Source organism: Salinicola peritrichatus, from assembly GCF_003206715.1.
Classification (GTDB): domain Bacteria; phylum Pseudomonadota; class Gammaproteobacteria; order Pseudomonadales; family Halomonadaceae; genus Salinicola; species Salinicola peritrichatus.
Genome location: NZ_PZJU01000048.1, coordinates 19156 through 37630 on the forward strand (window position 1 = coordinate 19156; position 18475 = coordinate 37630).

Consider the following 18475-nt stretch of genomic DNA (forward strand, 5'->3'; position numbering starts at 1 on the left):
TCCTAGCCATGGAATCCCTTGAAGTCTTGCGGCGCTTGGGCGTAATGACTCAACGCGCCGGGTCGCATGGCCAGTGTAGCAAGTTGTGGTCGCCGACTCTCGGAGACGATGGTTAATGGAGCAGCTTCTCGTCGCGTCTCAAATCACGTTCGGAGCCCAACGTCGATGCCAATCGGTCTCCTGCTGATAACGGTGGCCGACATGAATCAGACGTTGTTCCTCCAGGCTGGGAGCGATCAACTGCATCCCGACCGGAAGCTGCGTGTCGGTGCTCAGACCTACCGGGAGGACGAGTGTCGGCACGCCCAGATTGGTGAACGGCAGATTGAAGGCTGGTGACCCGGTCGCATGCAGTCCCAGAGGCGCCGTCGTGGGTGCGGCTGGGGTCATCAGCAGATCGATTTCGTCGTATAAGCTGGCGAAGACCTGGCGATACTGCTGGCGGACGCGCTGGGCCCGCAGGTAGTCGTTGGCGGATATAGTGAGCCCCTCGGAGATGAATGCCTGCAGGTATTCGCCGTAGCGCTGCGGGTGCTGATGGTAGCGATCTGCATGGAAATTGGTCGTTTCGGCCTGCATGACGATCTGCTGTGCTGCAACAGCGTCCTCGAACCCTGGCGGCGGCGCAATATCGATACAGCGTACGCCCAGCGTTTCCAGCGTTCGCCGGGCGTCATCGAGCGCCGCAACGACATCGCCGTCCTCGGTGGCGAAGTGCGGATGCTGCAGCCAGCCGATGGTTTGACCCGCGATCTCGCCCTGCAGCGACAACGATTGAGCGGGCAGCGTCCAGGTGGTCTCGTCACGCGGATCCGGCCCTGCTAGCGCCTGATAAACCAGCAGGCTGTCCTCGACGCTGCGGGTAAAGGCGCCGACGTGGTCCAGGCTCCAACTGGCGGGGATCACTCCGGCCTTGCTGATTCGCCCATAACTGGCCTTTAGCACGGTCAGTCCATTGTAGGCGGCGGGGCGCGATAGCGACCCAGCAGTCTGCGTGCCGAGCGCGGTCATGACCATGCCGGCGGCGACCGCGGCTGCCGAACCGCTACTGGAGCCGCCCGGTGTATGGCCGTCACGCCAGGGGTTGACGGTGGGCGGGGGCGTGCCCCAGTTGGCGAATTCGGTGGTCGTCGTCTTGCCGATTAGGATTGCATCCTGGGCCGCCAGGCGCTCCACCGCGGTGGCGTCGTCTTCGCTGCGAAAGCCCTGCAGTACCCGGGAGCCGGCTTCGGTCGGAAAGTCCCGGGTATGGAAAATGTCCTTGGCTCCATAAGGAATCGCGAACAGGGGCGGCAATTCCTGTGTACGCGACAGGCGTGCGTCCAGCGCCAGCGCCTGGCGGCGGGCGCTCTCGATATCGTAAGTTACCCAGGCGTGAACATGAGGCTCCAGACGTGTCAGTCGGGTGAGAGACTCCTCGAGCAGTTCGCTGGGACTGATCTCGCGCCGACACAGCAGGCGGTGGGCCTCGACGATGGAACGTGGTTCAGGCACATGATCATTCATGATGTTGGGCTTCCTGGTCGGTGGGGCAGGCTCCCTTGGGACCGAACAGCGGTACGGTGGCCGCGTCGATGGACGCGGCCCGGACTTGGGCAATGGCCTCTGCAAGGGTCACTGGGCGTTCTCCTCAAGAGCGGTCTCGGCGAAACTGGGATCGACGATGTCGTCATAGACCATGTCGCCGGTGATATTGCCGACGAACTTCTGCATGTCGATGGCATTATCGAAGGCTTGCTGAGTGATCGTGACGTTGGGGGGGTAGACATTGCGATCGATCATGCGTTGCACGGCGTCATCGACAGTATCCCCGTCCAGACTGGCGAACTCTTCTCGGGCGACCGCCATGGCTGTTTCCGGATCGTCGTGGATCAAGTGCAGGGATTCGTTGATCGAACTGACAAAGCGTTGGACCAGACCAGGATCATCATCGATCAGCGACTGCGAGGTGTTGATGGTCGAGAAGGCATACTCGGGATAATCCTGGGTGTAGTCATGAATGATCTTCAGGCCCTGGGAGATGCCCTGCTCGGCCTGTGGCTGATAGACCACGGCGACATCGGCACGCCCCGCCAGCACCGGCCCGAGCTCCGAACCGTTCTGCACTTCGGAGACATGTACATCACCTTGATAGGTCAGGTCGTTGTCGGCCAGCAGGCGCTTCAGCAGCGTGTTGGAGGTCCCCGGGGCCAGACCGACGGCCACCGTCTTGCCTTTCAGATCGGCTGGGCCGTCGTACTCGAATTCGGGCTTGGCCAGCGCCCACACCGGAGCGCTGTTGGCGACGGCGCTGACGGCCTTGGCATGACCGCCTTTTTCCTGAGCGAAGCCGACATGCTCTGGGCCATGAACCGAGAACTGCGCCTCGCCGGCCAACACCGAGGCCAGTGCGGTGGGACCCGATCCCGCCGAGCGCACTACTGGTACATCGATGCCGTGGGCGGCGAAAATACCTTCGTGACGGGCCACATAGACCGGCAAGTAGAGCAGACTGTGGAAGGCCTCGGTGACCAGGATGGTATCCGGATCGCCATCAGCGGCTTGGGTGGCAGGCAGCCAGCTCAAGCTGCAGAGCAGCAGGGGTAGGGCGAGGAGACGAGACGCTTTCATAGTTCACTTCCTTTGTTGGACTTGTGGAGGAGATTGTTCGGCGCGGGATACACGGTGAAGTCGATAACGGATCAGCGACTCTCCCAAGGCAGCAGGTGTCTTTCGATCCTGGATACCACGAGATAGAGTGCAATGGCGACGAGCATCAGGGTCAGCACGCCAACCCATACCGCGTTCAGGTTGAACAGGTTGCCGGCAACGAATATCGAGCGGCCGAGCCCCTTGTCCGAGGCGATGAACTCGCCGCCGATCTCGGCGATCAGGGCAAAGCCGATGTTGAGGCGGAAGGCGGAGATGATCCACGGCAGGGTCGCGGGGACAACTACCTTGAGGAAGATCTGACGCTTGGTGGCGCCCAATGAGCGCATCAGGTTGACCAGGTTGGCATCGATCTGGTGAGTACCTTGGTAGGCGCTCAGCAACGCGACGATGAAGGTGGCGATGAACGCCAGTGCCACCTTGGACAGCATGCCCGAGCCGAACCAGATAATGATCATCGGTGCCAGCGAGATCTTGGGCAGCCCGTTGAGGGCGACCACGAAGGGATCGATGATGCGGGCGACATGGCGCGAATACCACAGCAGCAGGCCGGCCATCGAGCCGCCGATACTACCCAGCAGGAAACCGACGATGGTGGCGTAGAGCGTGGTCCAGGTGTCGCTGAGTAATTGCCCGCTTTGCAACTGGCGCCAAGCTTCGATGGCAATGCCTCCGGGCGAGCCCATCAGGAAGGCGTTGACCCAGCCGAAGTCGACCGCGAACTGCCAGGCGACGATCAGTACCGCGACGATGGCCAGCCGCCATAGGTTCTCCTTCCATAGATGATGATCCTGGTGCTTCCTGGGTTTGGTCTCGTCGGCCGAAACTTCGATACGCCTGGTATAGAGCGATGCCGTGCTCACGATGCCGGCCCTCCCATCTGAATGTCGAGATCGGCCCAGATCTGGTCGAACAGAGTCTGGTATCGGGGATCGCTGCGGGCCTTGAGACAGGAGCCCAGTCGGCGCGACAGGCCGACCTCGTAGAGTCGCTTGACTGAGGTCGGACGCTGGGTCATGACCGCGACGCGATCCGACATTGCGATTGCCTCGCCAATGTCGTGGGTGATCAGCACCACCGTCTTGTCGAACGACTTGAGGATTGACAGGATCTCCTCTTCCAGCACCAGTCGGGTCTGGTAGTCGAGCGCCGAGAACGGTTCGTCGAGCAGGATCACATCGGGATCGGTGATCAGGGTGCGAATCAGCGCCACCCGTTGGCGCATGCCGCCGGACAGCGTATGTGGGTAGGCGTCGGCGAAATCCGCCAGGTTGTAGCGCTCCAGATGCTCGCGGGACATCGCCAGACGTCTGGCGCGGGGAACACCGGCCACCTCGAGTCCGAGAGCGACGTTCTCCAGTATGGTCCTCCAGGGGAACAGCAGATCGCGCTGCAGCATGTAGCCGATGTGGGCGCCACGGATCGGGTGGCTGCCGCGCAGGGTGATGCTGCCGGCGCTGGGTTCGAGCAGGTTGGCGATGATGTTGAACATCGTGCTCTTGCCGCAGCCGCTGGGCCCGACGATGCTGATGAACTCGTGCTCCCGAATATCCAGGGTAATGTCACGGATCACCGGGATCGGATTGCCCTGCTTGTCCTCGAAGTGCTTTTCGACATGATCCAGGGCGATCGCGACGTCAGCGCCGACGCTGGGTATCGCCGCGGTTTCGCGCAGTGGCGTGGAGAGGGTCATTGCCATGGCTCCTGACGGTTTGTGTTTGTTCGTCTTGTCGGAGTTCTGGCTGGCGTAGGCTCATGGCCGCGATCTTATGTGACCGTCCTGTGGGAGCGATCGTGAGATTGTCGCGGTTCGATGCGCGTCTGGTAAAACCTACCAAACTTACCAAGCGTTATTATCATTACGCCTTTCCTCAGGCGGCTGTCAACCGCTTTACGCTAATTCGGCCAGCGTGCGAGAGAGCGTGGTGACTTCGGCGTAACGAGAATTGAGGTCAAGCAAGGTGAAGTCCTGCAGCGGCCGTGTGCGGTCGGCGACGGCCTCGCTGGGAATTACCGTCCGGCGGCCGCTCTGGAACAGGTCGATGGCATTGGTGCGTATGCTGCCGCTGGTGGTAACTCCCGCCAGGACCACGGTGTCGATCCGATTTCGGTCCAGAAATGCTTCCAGCTTGGATGCCTTCAGATCCGAGACGTAGTAAGTACTGAGTTCCAGGTCGTAGGCGTAGTTCGCGAGGGCGTCATGCTTCCGGGTCCAGTGTGACTCCGCCTCAAGGATGCGCATGGCCGGAAATTTCTCGCCCCAGAGTGCCGAAAAGGCGTGGGCGGGGTCGTAGATCGTGCGGCTGAATATCACCGGATGGCCGTGGGCGGCGAAGGTTTCGATCAGGGTGCGGGTCGCGGCAAGTTGATCGTCGAGTTGGACGCATAGCTGGCTTTCGGCGGCGCAGAAGCCTATGGTCAAGTCGCGAATCAGCAGCGCTGGCCTCCGGCCAAAAGCGAGCGGTGCCGAGAAGCCCTGCTGGGAATATAGGCGGCGCGTGGGATTGAACAGATATCGACGCTGTCCCCCAGGTGTGTAGATTACCGTCAGGCCGTAGCGGGTGAGCCCCCCTTCCACTTCCATACGACGCAGCGTGCTGGGTGACAAACCAAGTATTTTCGCGACTTCCGAGATCGTGGCGGGCTTGTTGTCATGCATGAGGTGTCCGGTGAGTCGATGGTCATTGGCCTGATGATGCCTCGCATAGTGCCATGGGACGATTGAAAACGTACGACTAATTGGCACGCCGAGCTGAAGGCGTCATCGCAGCGGACGATAGGCTAGTAGCCCCGCTCGGTGTCGGCCAGGTCGTCGACCGTGCCGGTGGCCTCGAAGCGCTCGATGTTGGCGGCGACGATGCGGCTGCCGGTGGCGGGATCGATCAGCGAGGCGATGTGCGGTGTCACCGTGATGCGTGGATGCGACCAGAACGGATGCTCGGCCGGCAGCGGCTCGATGTGGAACACGTCCAGCGTGGCATGACTCAATTGACCGCTTTCCAGCGCGGCGAGCAGGTCGTCGTCATTCAGATGCGGGCCGCGACCGGCGTTGATCAGACTGGCGCCACGCGGCAGCCTGGCGAACAGCCCGGCGTCGAGGATGCCCGTGGTGGCCGGAGTCAGCGGCAACAGACAGACCAGGATCTCGCAGCGGCCGAGGAAGGCGTCGAGTTCGTCATCGCCGGCGTAGGTGGCAACGCCTTCGATCCGATGTTTCGTGCGCGACCAGCCGAGCGTCTCGAAGCCGAGCGCGGCGAGCGTCGCCGCCGCCATGCCGCCGAGATTGCCCAGCCCCATCACGCCGACGCGGCGTTGGGTCGCCGGCGGCTGCACCAACGGCTTCCACATGCGTTCGCGCTGGTTGGCGGCGATGGTCGGCATGTCGCGATGGTGGCGCAGCACGTGCAGCGCCACGTACTCGCGCATGCGCTGGGTCAGATCCGTACCCACGGTGCGAATGATCGGCACTTGCCTGGGCAGCCGGCGGTCGGCGAGAACGTGATCGATGCCGGCGCCGAGCGAGACGATTGCCTTGAGGTTGGGAAACGGCAGAAAGGCGCCCGTGGCCGGCCGCCAGACCACGGCATAGGCGACTTCCAGCGGATCGCCGGGATCGTCGATGGAGCGGATCGTCCAGCCGGGCAACAGCGGTTGGAGCTGCTCGATCCACCACTGGGTCTTGCGGGCATCGGGAATGGAAACGACGATGGTCATGAATGCCCTCCTGAGGCCATTTTCTCGCCTCTGGTCAAGGGCGAACGATCGCTGTGTCGCCGCCGAGCCGGCTCGCCTGGAACGGTGCTGGCGCGGCGCCACCGCCGATCGGCTGGGTCGGGTCGTTGAGGCCGACACACTCACCCGTTTCGGGATTTCGCGAGACTGCCGACACGCAGGCGTAGAGTTTGGGAAACACCATCTGCTGGGCGATCTCGAGTTCGAATCGCTCTCCCAGCTTGGCGATCACTGTCTCGCCGAGTCGCGGGTCGACCCGCACCGAGCCCCGGTAACTGGCATCGATGCGGGGATGGTGCACGGCTTCCTCGATGCTCATGCCGAAATCCATCATCAACGCCGCTACCTGGGTCACCGCCGGCATGATCAGGTTGCCGCCGGAAGCGCCGACCGAGAAACGCGCCTCACCATCCTTGACGCCCACGGTGGGGCACATGTTGGACGAGTTGATGCGCTTGCCGCCGGCCATGGTGGTGGGGTAGCCGGGGCGCGGGTCGAAGTAGCTGACGCTGTCGTTCATCAGCATCCCGGTGGAAGGCAGCGTGACCCCGGAGCCGAAGCGGTTGAGCAGCGTATGGGTGAGCGCGACCATGTTGCCCTCGGCGTCGACGGCGGACATCGACGAGGTGCAGGCGCCCTGTTCCGCCCCGGGGATCACGCCGTTGCGCATCTTGTGGCGTTTCCAGCAGTGCTCCAGCGCTTCGGCGTAGGCCAGCCAGGTTTCCGGCGTCGGTCGTTGCGGGGGAATCGGCATCGTCTCCCGGGTGTGCTCGAGCATCTCGCGCTGGCGCAGGCCGCCCGAGGTCTCGCCTGGAGTGTACAGCGTGAAGCCACGATGTCCGGCAGCCATCGGCGTGGTTTCGAACACCTCATAGGCGGCGAGATCGCCGCGGGAAATCCGCGAACCGCCGGCCTGGAGATCGGCGACGATCTTCTCGGCCAGTTCTCCGCGGTAAAAGGTCTCGGCGCCGCCTGCGGCGATCTCGCGCAGGGTGGCGGCCTGTTGCGGGATGCGCAGCCGGCTTTCCGGCGTGGCGGGATAGCCACCGGGCAGATAGATCGAACTCGAGACCGGATCGCGCGCCAGCACGCGGGCGCAGACACCGATCTGCAGGCTGGTGAACCAGTCGACGAACAGGCCGCGTTCGGCCAGGGCGATCGCCGGTGCCATCACTTCGGCGCGCGGTTTCGAACCGAAGCGCGACAACGCGTGTTCCAGCCCGGCGACGCTGCCGGGCACGGCAATCGAGGGGTAGCCTTCGGTGTTGGCATTGTCGATGACGCCGGGAAAGCCCATCGGCGTCATGGGCAGCTTCGGATCGGCAGGATAGTCCGCGAGCCGGGTATCGCCGGCCAGCACGCCCTGGAAGTCGAGCGCCACGGCACGCCGTTCCCTGGCCAGCCAGATCACCATGAAGCCGGCGCCGCCGAGTCCGCTCATCCACGGCTCGACGGCGTTGAGCGCATAGGCGGTGGCGACGATGGCATCGATGGCATTACCGCCAGCGTCCAGTTGCGCCGCGCCGGCCCGGGCGGCCAGGCGGTGCTGGGCGGCGACCACGCCCCGCGTCGAGCGGGCGGCCGGCGTGGTCAGGGTCCATTGCTCGATATCACGATTGGGGTGTGTCATGGGTCTGCGTCCCGCTGTCTGCGTGGTTCGTCGATGTGGCCTCGATCAATTCGACGACCAGCGCCTCGACATCGTCAAGATAGCGGCTGCCATGGGAAGGTGGTGTCGGGTCCGAGGTCATCACCACCGTCATCGCGCGGGATGGCACCACGTAGAGTAATTGTCCTCCGTATCCCCAGCCGTAGTAGACCGGCTCGCCGGCCAGCTCCGTGACGAACCAGCCGTAAGCGTAGTCGTTGCCATTGAAGAACGAGCGTGTGCGCGGCTGCCAGGAGGTCTCGATCCACGCGGAAGAGAGTATCTCCCGGCCATCGAGGCGCCCGCGCTGACGGTAGAGTTCGCCGAAGCGCAGCAACGCTCGTGGCGTCAGTCCCATCTCGTTGCCGCCGAAGTAGATGCCTTGCGGGTCCCGGGTCCAGGGCGGAATGGCGATGCCGAGTGGATCGCCCAGCCAGTCGCGCGCCAGCGCCAGCGTAGTGCGCCCGGTGGCCTCGGTCAGCGCAGCCGAGAGCAGGTGGCTGTTGCCGGTGGAGTAGAGCATGCGACCGCCCGGCTCGGCGACGAATGGGCGCTCCAGGGCGTCACGGACCCAGTCGTTGCTGGCGACCCAGGCGCCATAGTTGGCGCCGGAGGTGCGTTCCAGCCCGGCCTGCATCGACAGCAGGTTGCCGACGGTGATCCGGTTCACGCGGGGATCGATATCGCTGGGGACGCGATCGCCGAGTAGCTCGACCACCGGCTGATCGGCGCTCGCGATGATGCCGCGGTCGATCGCGGCACCAACCAGCGCCGAAATCAGGGTCTTGGAGAGCGACTTGATGTTGGCCGTGGCGTCCGTCGAATGTCCGCGAAATCCTTCGTCGATCACCGTTTCGCCATCGATCGCGACCATCAGCGTGTGGCTGCGGGTCAGTTCGCGGGCGCGTTCGATGACCTCGTCGCGCGTCGCATCCGGAAGCGAAGCGGCCGGCGCGACCAGCGGTATCGCCAATAGCAGTCCGGCACAGACTCGCCGCCAGACGGAGCCGGCGGCGAATGTCGAGAGGGAAGTGCTGGAGGAAATTGGCATGGGCTTCAGTGTGAGCCATGCCGCGGGATTCTTCCAAGCCGTGCCGAGGGCTCGACGTCAGGCCGCGCGCATCGGTTCCATCCCGCGCCAGGCATGAAGGTAGAAGCCGAGGTAGCGCAAGGCGACGTAGCCGACGATGACGCTGGCGACGATCACTTCGAACGTTGCCAGGCCGTGGACGATGGCGATGTCGTGCGGCCGGAAGCCTTGGGTCTGCATCCAGACGGCGGTCTTCGCCAGTGCCGTGGCGCCGATCACCATCGGGAAGGTGAAGGCGGCGTAGCCCGGACTGTAGGGCAGCCGCAGCAGCTTGAAGAAGGCCAGGTAGATGATCAGCGTCATCAGCACCGCGATGCCGCCCAGCAGGGCCACCAGCAGCGGTGACGGCTCGGCCACCACGCTGAGATAGCCGGCGAGCGACAGGCTGGCCGGGGCCGCCATGATGGCGATGGTCGGCTTGGCCGGATCGGGGATCTCGGGTGCGAAGATCAGCCGGTAGATCATCACCGGCAGCAGCACGGCGTAGAGCAGCATGCCGAAGTAGAGCAGGCCGATGGCCAGCGAATGCAGGGAAGCCACGCCCGGGAAGGCGACGTCGGCGACGATGATGCCCACGGGTGGCACGAACCATGCCGGCACCATGTGGTGAAGCTCGAACTTGCGAATGCGGTGGATGACGAACGCGGTGAGAAAGACCAGGTGCAGCGCCACCGCCGCCAGCCACAGCGCAATGCCGAAGTTCATCGAGAGCCATTCGCCCACTGCCTTGGAGACCACCATGCTGGCCATGGCGAAGGTCGGCACCACGCTGCCGACCACCGGGTGCGCCAGGTCGGCCCACAGCAGACGCGGGTGAAGCAGGAACTTGGCGCACAGAATCAGCAGCAGTGCGCCACCCAGGGCGGCTCCGGTGAGCTGGGCAAGACCGCCGAGCGGGGCGAAGCTTTCCCAACACCAGCCCAGGCTGGAAATGCCCAGCGCCAACCCGGCCATGGGTGTCGGAGCGTGCTGCAATCGCTGGAACAAGGTGGTGGCCATGGATATGCCCTCTGACGGAGTGGCTTTACCTTATGGCATTTTGCGCTATCGTTATATTTTAACTTTTTTCACATTTAGTTTTATTATATTTAACGATTCATTGATGAGGTGCCGGAAGCCGATGCCGAGATCCGTGACGTTCCGCCAACTCGAAGTTTTCGTCGCCGTCGCCCGCGAACGCACCTTGACCACGGCGGCGCAGCGCCTGTTCCTGAGCAAACCCGCGGTGAGCATCGCCCTGGGCGAGCTGGAGAAGCAGTGCGGCCATGCCCTGTTCGATCGCCACCGCAACCGTCTCTATCTCAACGACCACGGCCGGCGCCTGTTGCCGCTGGCGGATGAACTGCTGGCGCGGGGCGACGTCATCTCGCAACTGTTCGACGATGCGGCACTGGGCGGCCATCTGCATATCGGCGCCAGTTACACCATTGGTCATCAACTACTGCCCTGGCTGCTACGGGCCTTTCGCGAGCAGACCGGACACCGCCAGCAACAGGTCACCATTGCCAACAGCGCGGCTATCTGCCATGCGCTGGAATCGTTCGATCTCGACCTGGGAATGATCGAAGGGCGTGTCGCCGACGAGCGGTTTCACGTCATTCCCTGGCGTCACGACCGCATGCTGGTGGCCGCTTCGGCGGATCACCCACTGGCGGGCCGCCAGGCCGTCGAGATCGACGAACTGGCCGAGCACGAATGGTTGCTGCGCGAGCCGGGCTCGGGCACACGCGAGCAGTTCATGCGCTTCATCGCGCCGCGACTGCCGCAGTGGCGACTGGGACTGGAGATCAATTCCGCCGAGGCGATCATCAATGCCGCGGCGGTGGGGTTGGGGTTGACCTGCTTGTCCGAGCTCGAAGCGCGCCATGCCTTGCGCGACGGCCGCCTGGTCGAGATCGGCCTGGGTTGGGAGATGACGCGCGAGTTCAGCCTGGTGCTGCACCGTGACAAGTATCGCAGCCCGCTGATCGAGCGCTTTCTCGAGTTCTGCCGGCAGTACGACGACGCCCGGCCGATCGGCGCGGCCTGAGGGAGTGGTGGGCAATGGCCTGACGACCGCCCTATGCTGGATAGTATCTGCATCCGACAGGAGCCGAGCATGACGGACAAGCCCCAGCGCCCCGAGCCGGACGAGGAGACCATCCGCCTGGCCACGGAGGTCTTCAATGCCGCGCGCCACGGCGACAGCGAGCGCCTGCGCCAACTGCTGGCCCACGGGCTGACGCCCAACCTGCGCAATCACAACGGCGACAGTCTGGTGATGCTGGCCAGTTATCACGAACATCTGGAGACCGCGCGGGTGCTGCTCGAGTACGGTGCCGACCCCGAACTCCACAACGATCGCGGTCAGAGTCCGTTGGCCGGCGCCGCCTTCAAGGGCAATCTGGCAATGGTCAAGCTGCTGTTGGAGAACGGCGCGGGCATCAACGCCGCCTCGCCGGACGGCAAGACGGGATTGATGTTCGCGGCGATGTTCGACAACGTCGAGATCGTCGAATACCTGCTGGCCCAGGGGGCCGATCCCACGCTCAGAGACAGTCGCGGCATGACCGCCGGAGACCTGGCGACGATGATGGGAGCCGAGCGGGCGTCGAAGTTGCTGGCGGGATGATCTGGTGTCGGCCCGGCGTTCATGGCCGTGGGGCGCCGCAATCTCCGGGCCGCGCAGACCTAGCCGCCGAGGAACGAGGACGCGGCACGATCGGCGATCGCACCGCAGACGCGCTCGCCCACTTGATCCTTGAGATTGCTCAGGTTGAAGGTCTGGCCGTCATCGCCCTGGAGCAGACCGCTAAGACCCTGTTGATAGCCCTGACTCTGTTCGGCCTGGCTCTCGCCACCGAGCTTTTCCATCAGCTGTTCCTTGACCTGGTCGGTGGCGCTGGCGGTGTAGCCCTGCTCCTGGCAATAGCCCAGCACGCCGGCCACGTTCTGCAGGCTGCCGAGATCGAACGAGCCCGAGCCTAGCGAACTGAGCAAAGAGGTGCCGCTGGCCGAGCTGGTACCTTGCGCGGATTGCCCGGAGAGCATGTCGCCGGCGCTTTTCTTGACGCTGTCGAAGCTCAACGCCACGGCCAGGGGCGAGATGACGATGGAGGCCGCGACGAGGGTGGCGGAGAGAAGTCGAAGTTTCATGGGCATTCCTTGGCTGGATGAAGGGAAGCGGAGCTTCCGATGCAGCATGCAAAACGGTGCGCTGAAACGGCAACAGACCCTAATCAAAAGTGCGAATGTTGTCCAAGGAATCGTCTCCAGCGAACCCGCTGGCGCCCAGTATGGTCTAGGCTGAATCGGAGATTACGGTCCGTAAGCGTATAAAGGAGACGTTATGATCATCACCGTAGGCGATTTCAAGCGTATGCTCGACGAATTCGACGACCAACTCGAGTTGAGTTTCAGCGGTCTCGAGTATCATCGGATCTCGCAAACCGGCGACAAGCTCGTGCAGGTCGAGTTCGAAGAGAAGGTTTTCAAGGACAAGACCGGGCATATCCAGGTGCACTCCGAGAAGCACTGAAGCTTTTCTCTTCCTGGCTCATGGCGCTATGCGTGCGCGGTAATGAAGGCGGCGCCAACCGGGGCGCCGTCGTCGTCTGGCCGGTCGCTGGCATTTCGCCGACCGGCGCTTTTCCGTTACCGTTGTGGTCCATTTGGCAGGGACGGCAGACATGCAGGATCCAAATCCCATCACTCAGGTCCCCATCATTCAGATTGATGTGGCCATCGTTGGAGCGGGGCCGATCGGACTCTGCTTCGCCAACGCGCTGTCGCGCCGGGGCGTGAGTTCGGTGCTGATCGATCGGCAGTCGCGTTCCAGCCTCGAGACCCCGGGCAATGACGGTCGCGAGATCGCGCTGACCCGGGCGTCGCAGCAGATTCTCGACAAGCTCGACGTGTGGCCGCGGGTCGATCCCGTCGAACGGGCGCGGATGCGCGCCGCCAAGGTTTTCGATGGGCAGTCGCTCTTCGCCATGCAGATTGCGCCCGCCGCTTCCCGCGACGAGCCGCTGGGCTGCCTGGTGCCCAACCAGGTGATCCGGCGCGCGGCCTATGCGGCAGTAAGCGCTTCCGGACCGGGGCGGGCCGAGGTGCTGTGGCGGAATGAGAGCGAAATCGAGGCTTTTCAGGCCGACGACGCGCAAGTCGAGATCCGGCTGCGCGGTGGCGAGAGGCTGCACGCCGCGCTGCTCGTGGCCGCGGATGGGCGGTTTTCCGCAACCCGCCGCGCCATCGGCGTTCCCGCTCATATCTACCAGCACGGCCAGCATATGCTGGTCTGTCGCATGCGGCACGAACAGGCTCATGATCAAACCGCCTGGGAATGGTTCGGTCACGGTCAGACACTGGCGCTGTTGCCGGTCGATACGCACTGCTCCTCGGTGGTGCTGACGCTGCCGCCGGCGGAAATGGAGGCGCAGCTGGCAATGCCGCAGGCGGCGTTCGAGGCCGATATCACCCGCCGTTTCGACGGTCGCCTCGGTGAGATGCACCAGGCCGGCGAAGCGCATCGCTATCCTTTGGCGAGCGTCTATGCCGAGCGTTTCGTGGATCGGCGGCAGGCACTGATCGGCGATGCGGCCGTCGGCATGCATCCGGTGACCGCCCATGGCTTCAACCTGGGGCTGGAAGGATTGTGGCGGCTGGCGACGCTGATCGGCGACGCGCGAAGCGAAGGACGTGATATCGCTTCGCGCCCGCTGCTGGCGCGCTATCAGCGGGAACAGCGGCTTGCCACCGGGCCGCTGTTCGCCGCGACGCTGGCAATCGTCGGCCTCTATACCGATGATCGCAAGCCGGCGCGCTGGCTACGCAAGGCGGTGCTGCGGGCAGGAGACGCGGCCTGGCCGGTGCGCCGCCTGATCGCCGGCCACCTGATGCGCTCCGCTGGTTGAGCCGGGCGGCGGGCGGCCGCCGATGCGCGGCTGGCCCTTGTGCCTGGCATCGTGGGCGCTACCATGGGCTCCGATCGGTCGCTGTCGGCCTGGCGCCCGGTTTTCCGGTATCATTCAGGCTTTGTCGTCCCGGTCATCGCGGTCGGTATCGAGAACGACAGGATCAAGAATCGAAGGCGACGCCATTCTCTTCAGAGGAATTCACATGGATCTCGCAATGGTAGGTCTGGGGCGCATGGGCGCCAACATGGCCGAGCGGTTGGTGCGCGACGGGCACCGTGTGGTGGGTTACGACCCGAGCAAGGAAGCGGTCGCCAAGGCGGCGGAAAAGGGCATCGAGTCGGCGGCATCGCTGGCGGCCGCCGTCGAGGCGTTGCCGTCGCCCAAAATCGTTTGGTTGATGGTCCCGGCCGGCCCGCCGGTGGACAAGTTGATTGCCGAACTGGAACCGCTGTTGACGACCGATGACATCCTCATCGACGGCGGCAACTCCATGTACAAGGACACCGTGCGTCGCGCCGAATACCTGCGCGAGCGACACATCCACAGCATCGACGTGGGCACCAGCGGCGGCGTGTGGGGGCTACAGGAAGGCTACAGCATGATGGTCGGCGGCGAAGCGTCCATCGTCGATTCGCTCAGGCCGTTGTTCGAGAGCCTGGCGCCGGCCGCCGACAAGGGCTGGGGGCATGTCGGGCCCAATGGTGCCGGTCACTTCACCAAGATGGTTCACAACGGTATCGAGTACGGCATGATGCAGGCCTTCGCCGAGGGCTTCGCGATCATGGAGCGCAAGGATTTCGATCTCGATCTGCATCAGGTCGCCGAGATCTGGCGCCACGGCAGCGTGGTGCGTTCCTGGCTGCTCGATCTGACCGCCAACGCGCTGGACAAGAACCCGTCGCTGGCCGGGATTGCGCCGTTCGTCTCCGACTCCGGCGAGGGGCGCTGGACCGTAGCCGAGGCGATCGAACTCGATGTCAGCGCGCCGGTCATTACCCTGTCGCTGCTCGAACGCTTGCGCTCGCGCGAAAAGGACTCGTATGGTGACAAGCTGCTCTCGGCCATGCGTAACGAGTTCGGGGGCCACGCGATCAAGAAAGGATGAGCCACTGACGCTCGTGGTGCGATCCGTCTTCGCACCACGAACGCCAGGGTCGTTACATCAGGCCAATCTGCTGCGACAGATCGCGAATCTCGGCGATTTGCTCATCCAGGAACGTCTTGAACTCGTCACCGGAAAGATGGAACGGCATCAGTCCGTTGGCCTCCATGATCGCCTTCCACGAGTCGCTGTCGTAGATGGTGTTCAGCGCGTCCTCCCAATAGGCCTGAGCCTCTTTCGATGCCCCTTTCGGTATGTAGAATCCGCGCCAATTGGGGCCGATGACATCGAAGCCCTGCTCCTTGGCGGTGGGGATCTCGGCATAGTCACCGTCGAGTCTTTCGGGCGACAGCACCGCCAGTACGCGCAGATCCCCCGATTCGATGAACCCTTTGGCTTCTGAAATATCCCCCGAGTAGGCCTCGACATGACCGCCGATGACTTGGGTGATCGAGGTGCTTCCCCCGTTGCTGGCCAACCAGGGAATGGCTGACAGGTCCTTGATGCCGGCGGATTTCGCCAGCATCAGAACCTTGAGATGATCCCAACCTCCCGCCCCGCTGCCACCGGTGAACTTGATCGCCTTGGGATCGTCCTGAATTGCCTTCATCAGCGCTGGCAGGTCTTGAATGGGAGAGTCCTTCTTGACCGCGATGACGCCGTAATCGCTGCCCAGTGTCCCAATCCACTTCACGCTATCCTGATCGGCGGGGTAGCGCCCCTGGGCCAGTTGACTGGCCATCGCCGTCGAACTGGCGACCAGTAGATTGTCATCGCTATTGCGTTTGCTGAGCACATGGGAGAAAGCGACGGCGCCCGATGCGCCCGGCATGTTCACCGTTTGCACACCGGCGGGCACCAGGTCGAGCGCCACCAGTTCGTTGGCTACCTGGCGGCAGGTGAAGTCCCACCCGCCACCGGGCGTGCTGGGTGCCAGGCATTCGACGTTGCGGCCGGGATCGAAGGCAGAGGCCTGGGTGGTGGCCAGCCAGGCGCAGGCTGCCATCAGACAGAGCTTGGGAACGACTTTCGAACGGCGCTGGGGATGAGACGGCTGATTCATGGACGCTTCCCTATGAAGGCTTGTTATGGTCGCTTCGCCTAGACCAGGGCCATGCCATGGTCGGCGCTAGCGAGGGGTGCCTGTCAGCGTAGGGAGCGCGATAGTCGTCAGCTATAGGACGTTAATCGATAATGGCGGGTATATTTTTTTATGAATCAATAACTCTTGGTTTCCCTGAAAATCTCGGATCCTTTCTCCTTGAGCAGCGAGATGAGTTCTTCGCAGGCAGGGGGAAGGTAGCCATTCTTGCGTGTCAGTAAGCCAAAGTGTCGATGCAGGGTCGTCTCCTTGAACGGAATTTCGACGAGAGGCGACGCTTCCTTGTACGCCGATAGATTGCGGCGAGAGACGAAGCTCAGAAGCTGGGTGCGAGCAAGCAGACGCGGCAGCAGAGCCAAGGAGTTGGTCTCGATCTGAATGGCGGGGGCGGGGAGGCCCAGCTCCTCGAAAGTGTGCTCGAGCCATTTCCGGGTCGCGACGCTTTTAGCGGGAAGCGCCCACTGGAAATGACGAAGCTGATCGATTTTCGTGACCTGATTGGCGAGCGCATGGTGTCGGCTGGCAACCACCACGACCTGATCTTCGACGATGGGGACGCAGTCCAGATCGGCACTCTCCGTCGCGGGCCCAATGACCATATCCAGGTCGTCTCGGCGTAATCCTTCCAGCAGCACATCACTCATGCCGATGCTCAGCGACAGGCTGACGCCGGGGGTCGACTCGATCAACCGGCTCAGCGCTTCCGGCAACAGGAACTCGGTGATGGTGGCGGCCGCGCCCAGGCGCATATGGCCGACGAGGCCCTTGGCGTAGTCGGTGATCTCGCGTTGGGTTTCGTCGATGGACTGCATGATGTGCCTGGCGCGCCTGGCCAGAATCTGGCCGGCCGGCGTCACGATGACCTGCCGCCCTCTGCGCTCGAAGAGCTGGGTCTCCAGCTGCGACTCCAGACGGTCTATGCACTTGGTCAGAGCGGGCTGGGAAATATGCAGGCGTTCCGACGCGCGACGCAAACTGCCGAGTTGGACGATGGCGGAAAAGTAGCGAAGATCTCGTTCGTTCATGAAAACTAAAAGTTATCAGATGGGTAATAAAAGAGAATAGAAGATATGTTTTTGCCGTTCAATAATGGGCGGAAATCGGCGTCGGCGCCTCGGCAATCCCTCAGGTGACTCATGAACTATCACGTACTGGTTACGGCTCCCTCTCTCGCGGACGCGGGTCTCAAGCGGCTGCTGGATCGGCAGTGCCAGGTCCATTTCGTGGATGACATCGGCAATAGCGAGAGTGTCCGGTGCCTGTTGCAGGAGCATCCCATTGACGCCGTGATCTCTCGCACCATGATGCTGACGGCCGAGATGATGGACGCCTGCCCGACCCTGGGCGTGATCGCCAAGCATGGTGTCGGCGTGAGCAACATCGATGTGGAGGCGGCGACGAAGCGCGGTATTGCGGTTTTTTCCACGCCCGGCGCCAATACCCGCGCGGTGATCGAGTTCACGGTGGGGCTGATGTTCGCCAGTGCGAGGCGCCTGCCGCGTTTCGACCGTTCGGTGCGAGGGGGACAGTGGTCTCGTGCTGGGGATGGGCTGCAGCTCGAAGGGCGAAGGGTCGGGATCGTCGGGTTCGGTCAGATCGGTCGGGGCGTGGCAACGCTGGCCACGGCCCTGGGCATGGAGGTCATGGTCTACGACCCCATGGTAGAGGCCAGCGTGATCCAAGGGCAGGGCTTTGTTCCCATGCCGTCGCTGGAATCACTGCTGGCTCAGAGTCAGATTCTGAGCCTGCACTGTCCGGCGCGCCTGGGTGCACCACCCATGCTCGACGCCGCGGCGCTGGCACTACTGCCTGAGGGGGCGCTGGTCGTGAACACCGCACGTGGCGAGCTGATCGATGAACCGGCGCTGGCCGTGGCGTTGGCCGAAGGGCGGCTGGGTGGCGCCGCGCTGGACACCTTTGTGCGCGAGCCCTTGCCCGTCGACAGCCCATTGATGGGGCTGGACAACGTGATCCTGACGCCCCACGTGGCCGGGTCGACGCCTCAAGCACTCGCGAACATGGCGAGCGGCGCCGTCGAGTGCGCACTGGCTTATCTGGACTGGCGGGCAGGGCTCAAGGCAGATGACCGCGCTGACAATGGCGAGCCCATGAATATCGAGCGGCTGGCGTCGCTATGTATCAACGACGTCATGCGTCGCTTTGCCGGATAGCTTTTGTCTGAGATCAATCGGGGACACCGCTTTGCATCCGCGTGTCGGTAGCGAATTGGCTTGCCCGGCCAAGGTTGTCTTACCAA

At 63.4% G+C, this 18475-nt stretch carries 18 protein-coding genes and 1 pseudogene; 6 read left to right on the forward strand and 13 right to left on the reverse strand.

Annotated features, from left to right (window positions below; translation table 11 throughout):
* Positions 1-138 precede the first annotated feature (138 nt).
* From DOM57_RS16155 to DOM57_RS16195, 9 genes are all read right to left on the reverse strand, one after another.
* Positions 139-1506: an amidase gene (locus DOM57_RS16155; protein ID WP_110650223.1), complete on the reverse strand. Its 1368-nt coding sequence runs from the start codon at positions 1504-1506 to the stop codon at positions 139-141.
* A gap of 108 nt (positions 1507-1614) precedes the next feature.
* Entirely contained in the window at positions 1615-2610 is a 996-nt protein-coding gene (locus DOM57_RS16160; RefSeq protein ID WP_110650224.1) for an ABC transporter substrate-binding protein, read from the reverse strand.
* A 71-nt stretch (positions 2611-2681) separates the two neighbouring features.
* A complete protein-coding gene (locus DOM57_RS16165; RefSeq protein ID WP_239496274.1) occupies positions 2682-3512 on the reverse strand; it encodes an ABC transporter permease in 831 nt (276 codons plus the stop codon).
* On the reverse strand, positions 3509-4342 hold the full coding sequence (locus DOM57_RS16170; RefSeq protein WP_110650225.1) for an ABC transporter ATP-binding protein: 834 nt from the start codon (positions 4340-4342) through the stop codon (positions 3509-3511). The genes DOM57_RS16165 and DOM57_RS16170 overlap by 4 nt, the downstream gene beginning before the upstream one ends.
* 198 nt (positions 4343-4540) lie before the next feature.
* A complete protein-coding gene (locus DOM57_RS16175; RefSeq protein WP_110650226.1) occupies positions 4541-5308 on the reverse strand; it encodes an isochorismatase family protein in 768 nt (255 codons plus the stop codon).
* Between the two features lie 122 nt (positions 5309-5430).
* Positions 5431-6363 carry a 2-hydroxyacid dehydrogenase gene (locus DOM57_RS16180; RefSeq protein WP_110650227.1) on the reverse strand — a complete coding sequence of 311 codons (933 nt, stop codon included), beginning with the start codon at positions 6361-6363 and terminating at the stop codon, positions 5431-5433.
* A gap of 34 nt (positions 6364-6397) precedes the next feature.
* On the reverse strand, positions 6398-8011 hold the full coding sequence (locus tag DOM57_RS16185; protein ID WP_110650228.1) for a gamma-glutamyltransferase family protein: 1614 nt from the start codon (positions 8009-8011) through the stop codon (positions 6398-6400).
* Entirely contained in the window at positions 7992-9080 is a 1089-nt protein-coding gene (locus tag DOM57_RS16190) for a serine hydrolase domain-containing protein (protein WP_110650229.1), read from the reverse strand. Before DOM57_RS16190 ends, DOM57_RS16185 begins: the two co-directional genes overlap by 20 nt.
* Before the next feature lie 57 nt (positions 9081-9137).
* Complete coding sequence (locus DOM57_RS16195; protein ID WP_110650230.1) at positions 9138-10118, reverse strand: TDT family transporter; 981 nt, start codon at positions 10116-10118, stop codon at positions 9138-9140.
* 121 nt (positions 10119-10239) lie between these two features.
* Here DOM57_RS16195 and DOM57_RS16200 point away from each other — a divergent pair, with 121 nt between their 5' ends.
* Positions 10240-11148 carry a LysR family transcriptional regulator gene (locus DOM57_RS16200; protein WP_110650231.1) on the forward strand — a complete coding sequence of 303 codons (909 nt, stop codon included), beginning with the start codon at positions 10240-10242 and terminating at the stop codon, positions 11146-11148.
* Positions 11149-11217: 69 nt separating this feature from the next.
* Complete coding sequence (locus DOM57_RS16205; protein WP_110650232.1) at positions 11218-11730, forward strand: ankyrin repeat domain-containing protein; 513 nt, start codon at positions 11218-11220, stop codon at positions 11728-11730.
* A 59-nt stretch (positions 11731-11789) separates the two neighbouring features.
* On the opposite strand, the gene DOM57_RS16210 is transcribed toward DOM57_RS16205, so the two are convergent.
* On the reverse strand, positions 11790-12254 hold the full coding sequence (locus DOM57_RS16210) for a DUF2501 domain-containing protein (RefSeq protein ID WP_162619570.1): 465 nt from the start codon (positions 12252-12254) through the stop codon (positions 11790-11792).
* Between the two features lie 193 nt (positions 12255-12447).
* On the opposite strand from DOM57_RS16210, the gene DOM57_RS16215 reads away from it, so the two are divergent.
* From DOM57_RS16215 to gnd, 3 genes are all read left to right on the forward strand, one after another.
* Complete coding sequence (locus tag DOM57_RS16215; protein WP_110650234.1) at positions 12448-12636, forward strand: hypothetical protein; 189 nt, start codon at positions 12448-12450, stop codon at positions 12634-12636.
* Between the two features lie 151 nt (positions 12637-12787).
* Positions 12788-14011: a 5-demethoxyubiquinol-8 5-hydroxylase UbiM gene (ubiM, locus tag DOM57_RS16220; RefSeq protein WP_110650235.1), complete on the forward strand. Its 1224-nt coding sequence runs from the start codon at positions 12788-12790 to the stop codon at positions 14009-14011.
* A gap of 205 nt (positions 14012-14216) precedes the next feature.
* Complete coding sequence (gene gnd / locus DOM57_RS16225) at positions 14217-15119, forward strand: phosphogluconate dehydrogenase (NAD(+)-dependent, decarboxylating) (protein ID WP_110650236.1); 903 nt, start codon at positions 14217-14219, stop codon at positions 15117-15119.
* 52 nt (positions 15120-15171) lie between these two features.
* Here gnd and DOM57_RS16230 read toward each other — a convergent pair whose 3' ends face one another.
* The 3 genes and pseudogenes from DOM57_RS16230 to DOM57_RS22770 form a co-directional block, all read right to left on the reverse strand.
* Entirely contained in the window at positions 15172-16179 is a 1008-nt protein-coding gene (locus tag DOM57_RS16230; protein WP_239496275.1) for a Bug family tripartite tricarboxylate transporter substrate binding protein, read from the reverse strand.
* A gap of 155 nt (positions 16180-16334) precedes the next feature.
* Positions 16335-17030 (reverse strand): LysR substrate-binding domain-containing protein, encoded by a 696-nt coding sequence (locus DOM57_RS16235; protein WP_239496276.1) that lies wholly within the window; start codon positions 17028-17030, stop codon positions 16335-16337.
* 39 nt (positions 17031-17069) lie between these two features.
* Positions 17070-17243 (reverse strand): annotated as a pseudogene (locus DOM57_RS22770) (LysR family transcriptional regulator); the annotation flags it as partial.
* A gap of 111 nt (positions 17244-17354) precedes the next feature.
* Here DOM57_RS22770 and DOM57_RS16240 point away from each other — a divergent pair.
* Positions 17355-18389, forward strand: coding sequence for an NAD(P)-dependent oxidoreductase (locus tag DOM57_RS16240; RefSeq protein WP_110650238.1), 1035 nt, complete (start codon positions 17355-17357; stop codon positions 18387-18389).
* Positions 18390-18475: the final 86 nt, after the last annotated feature.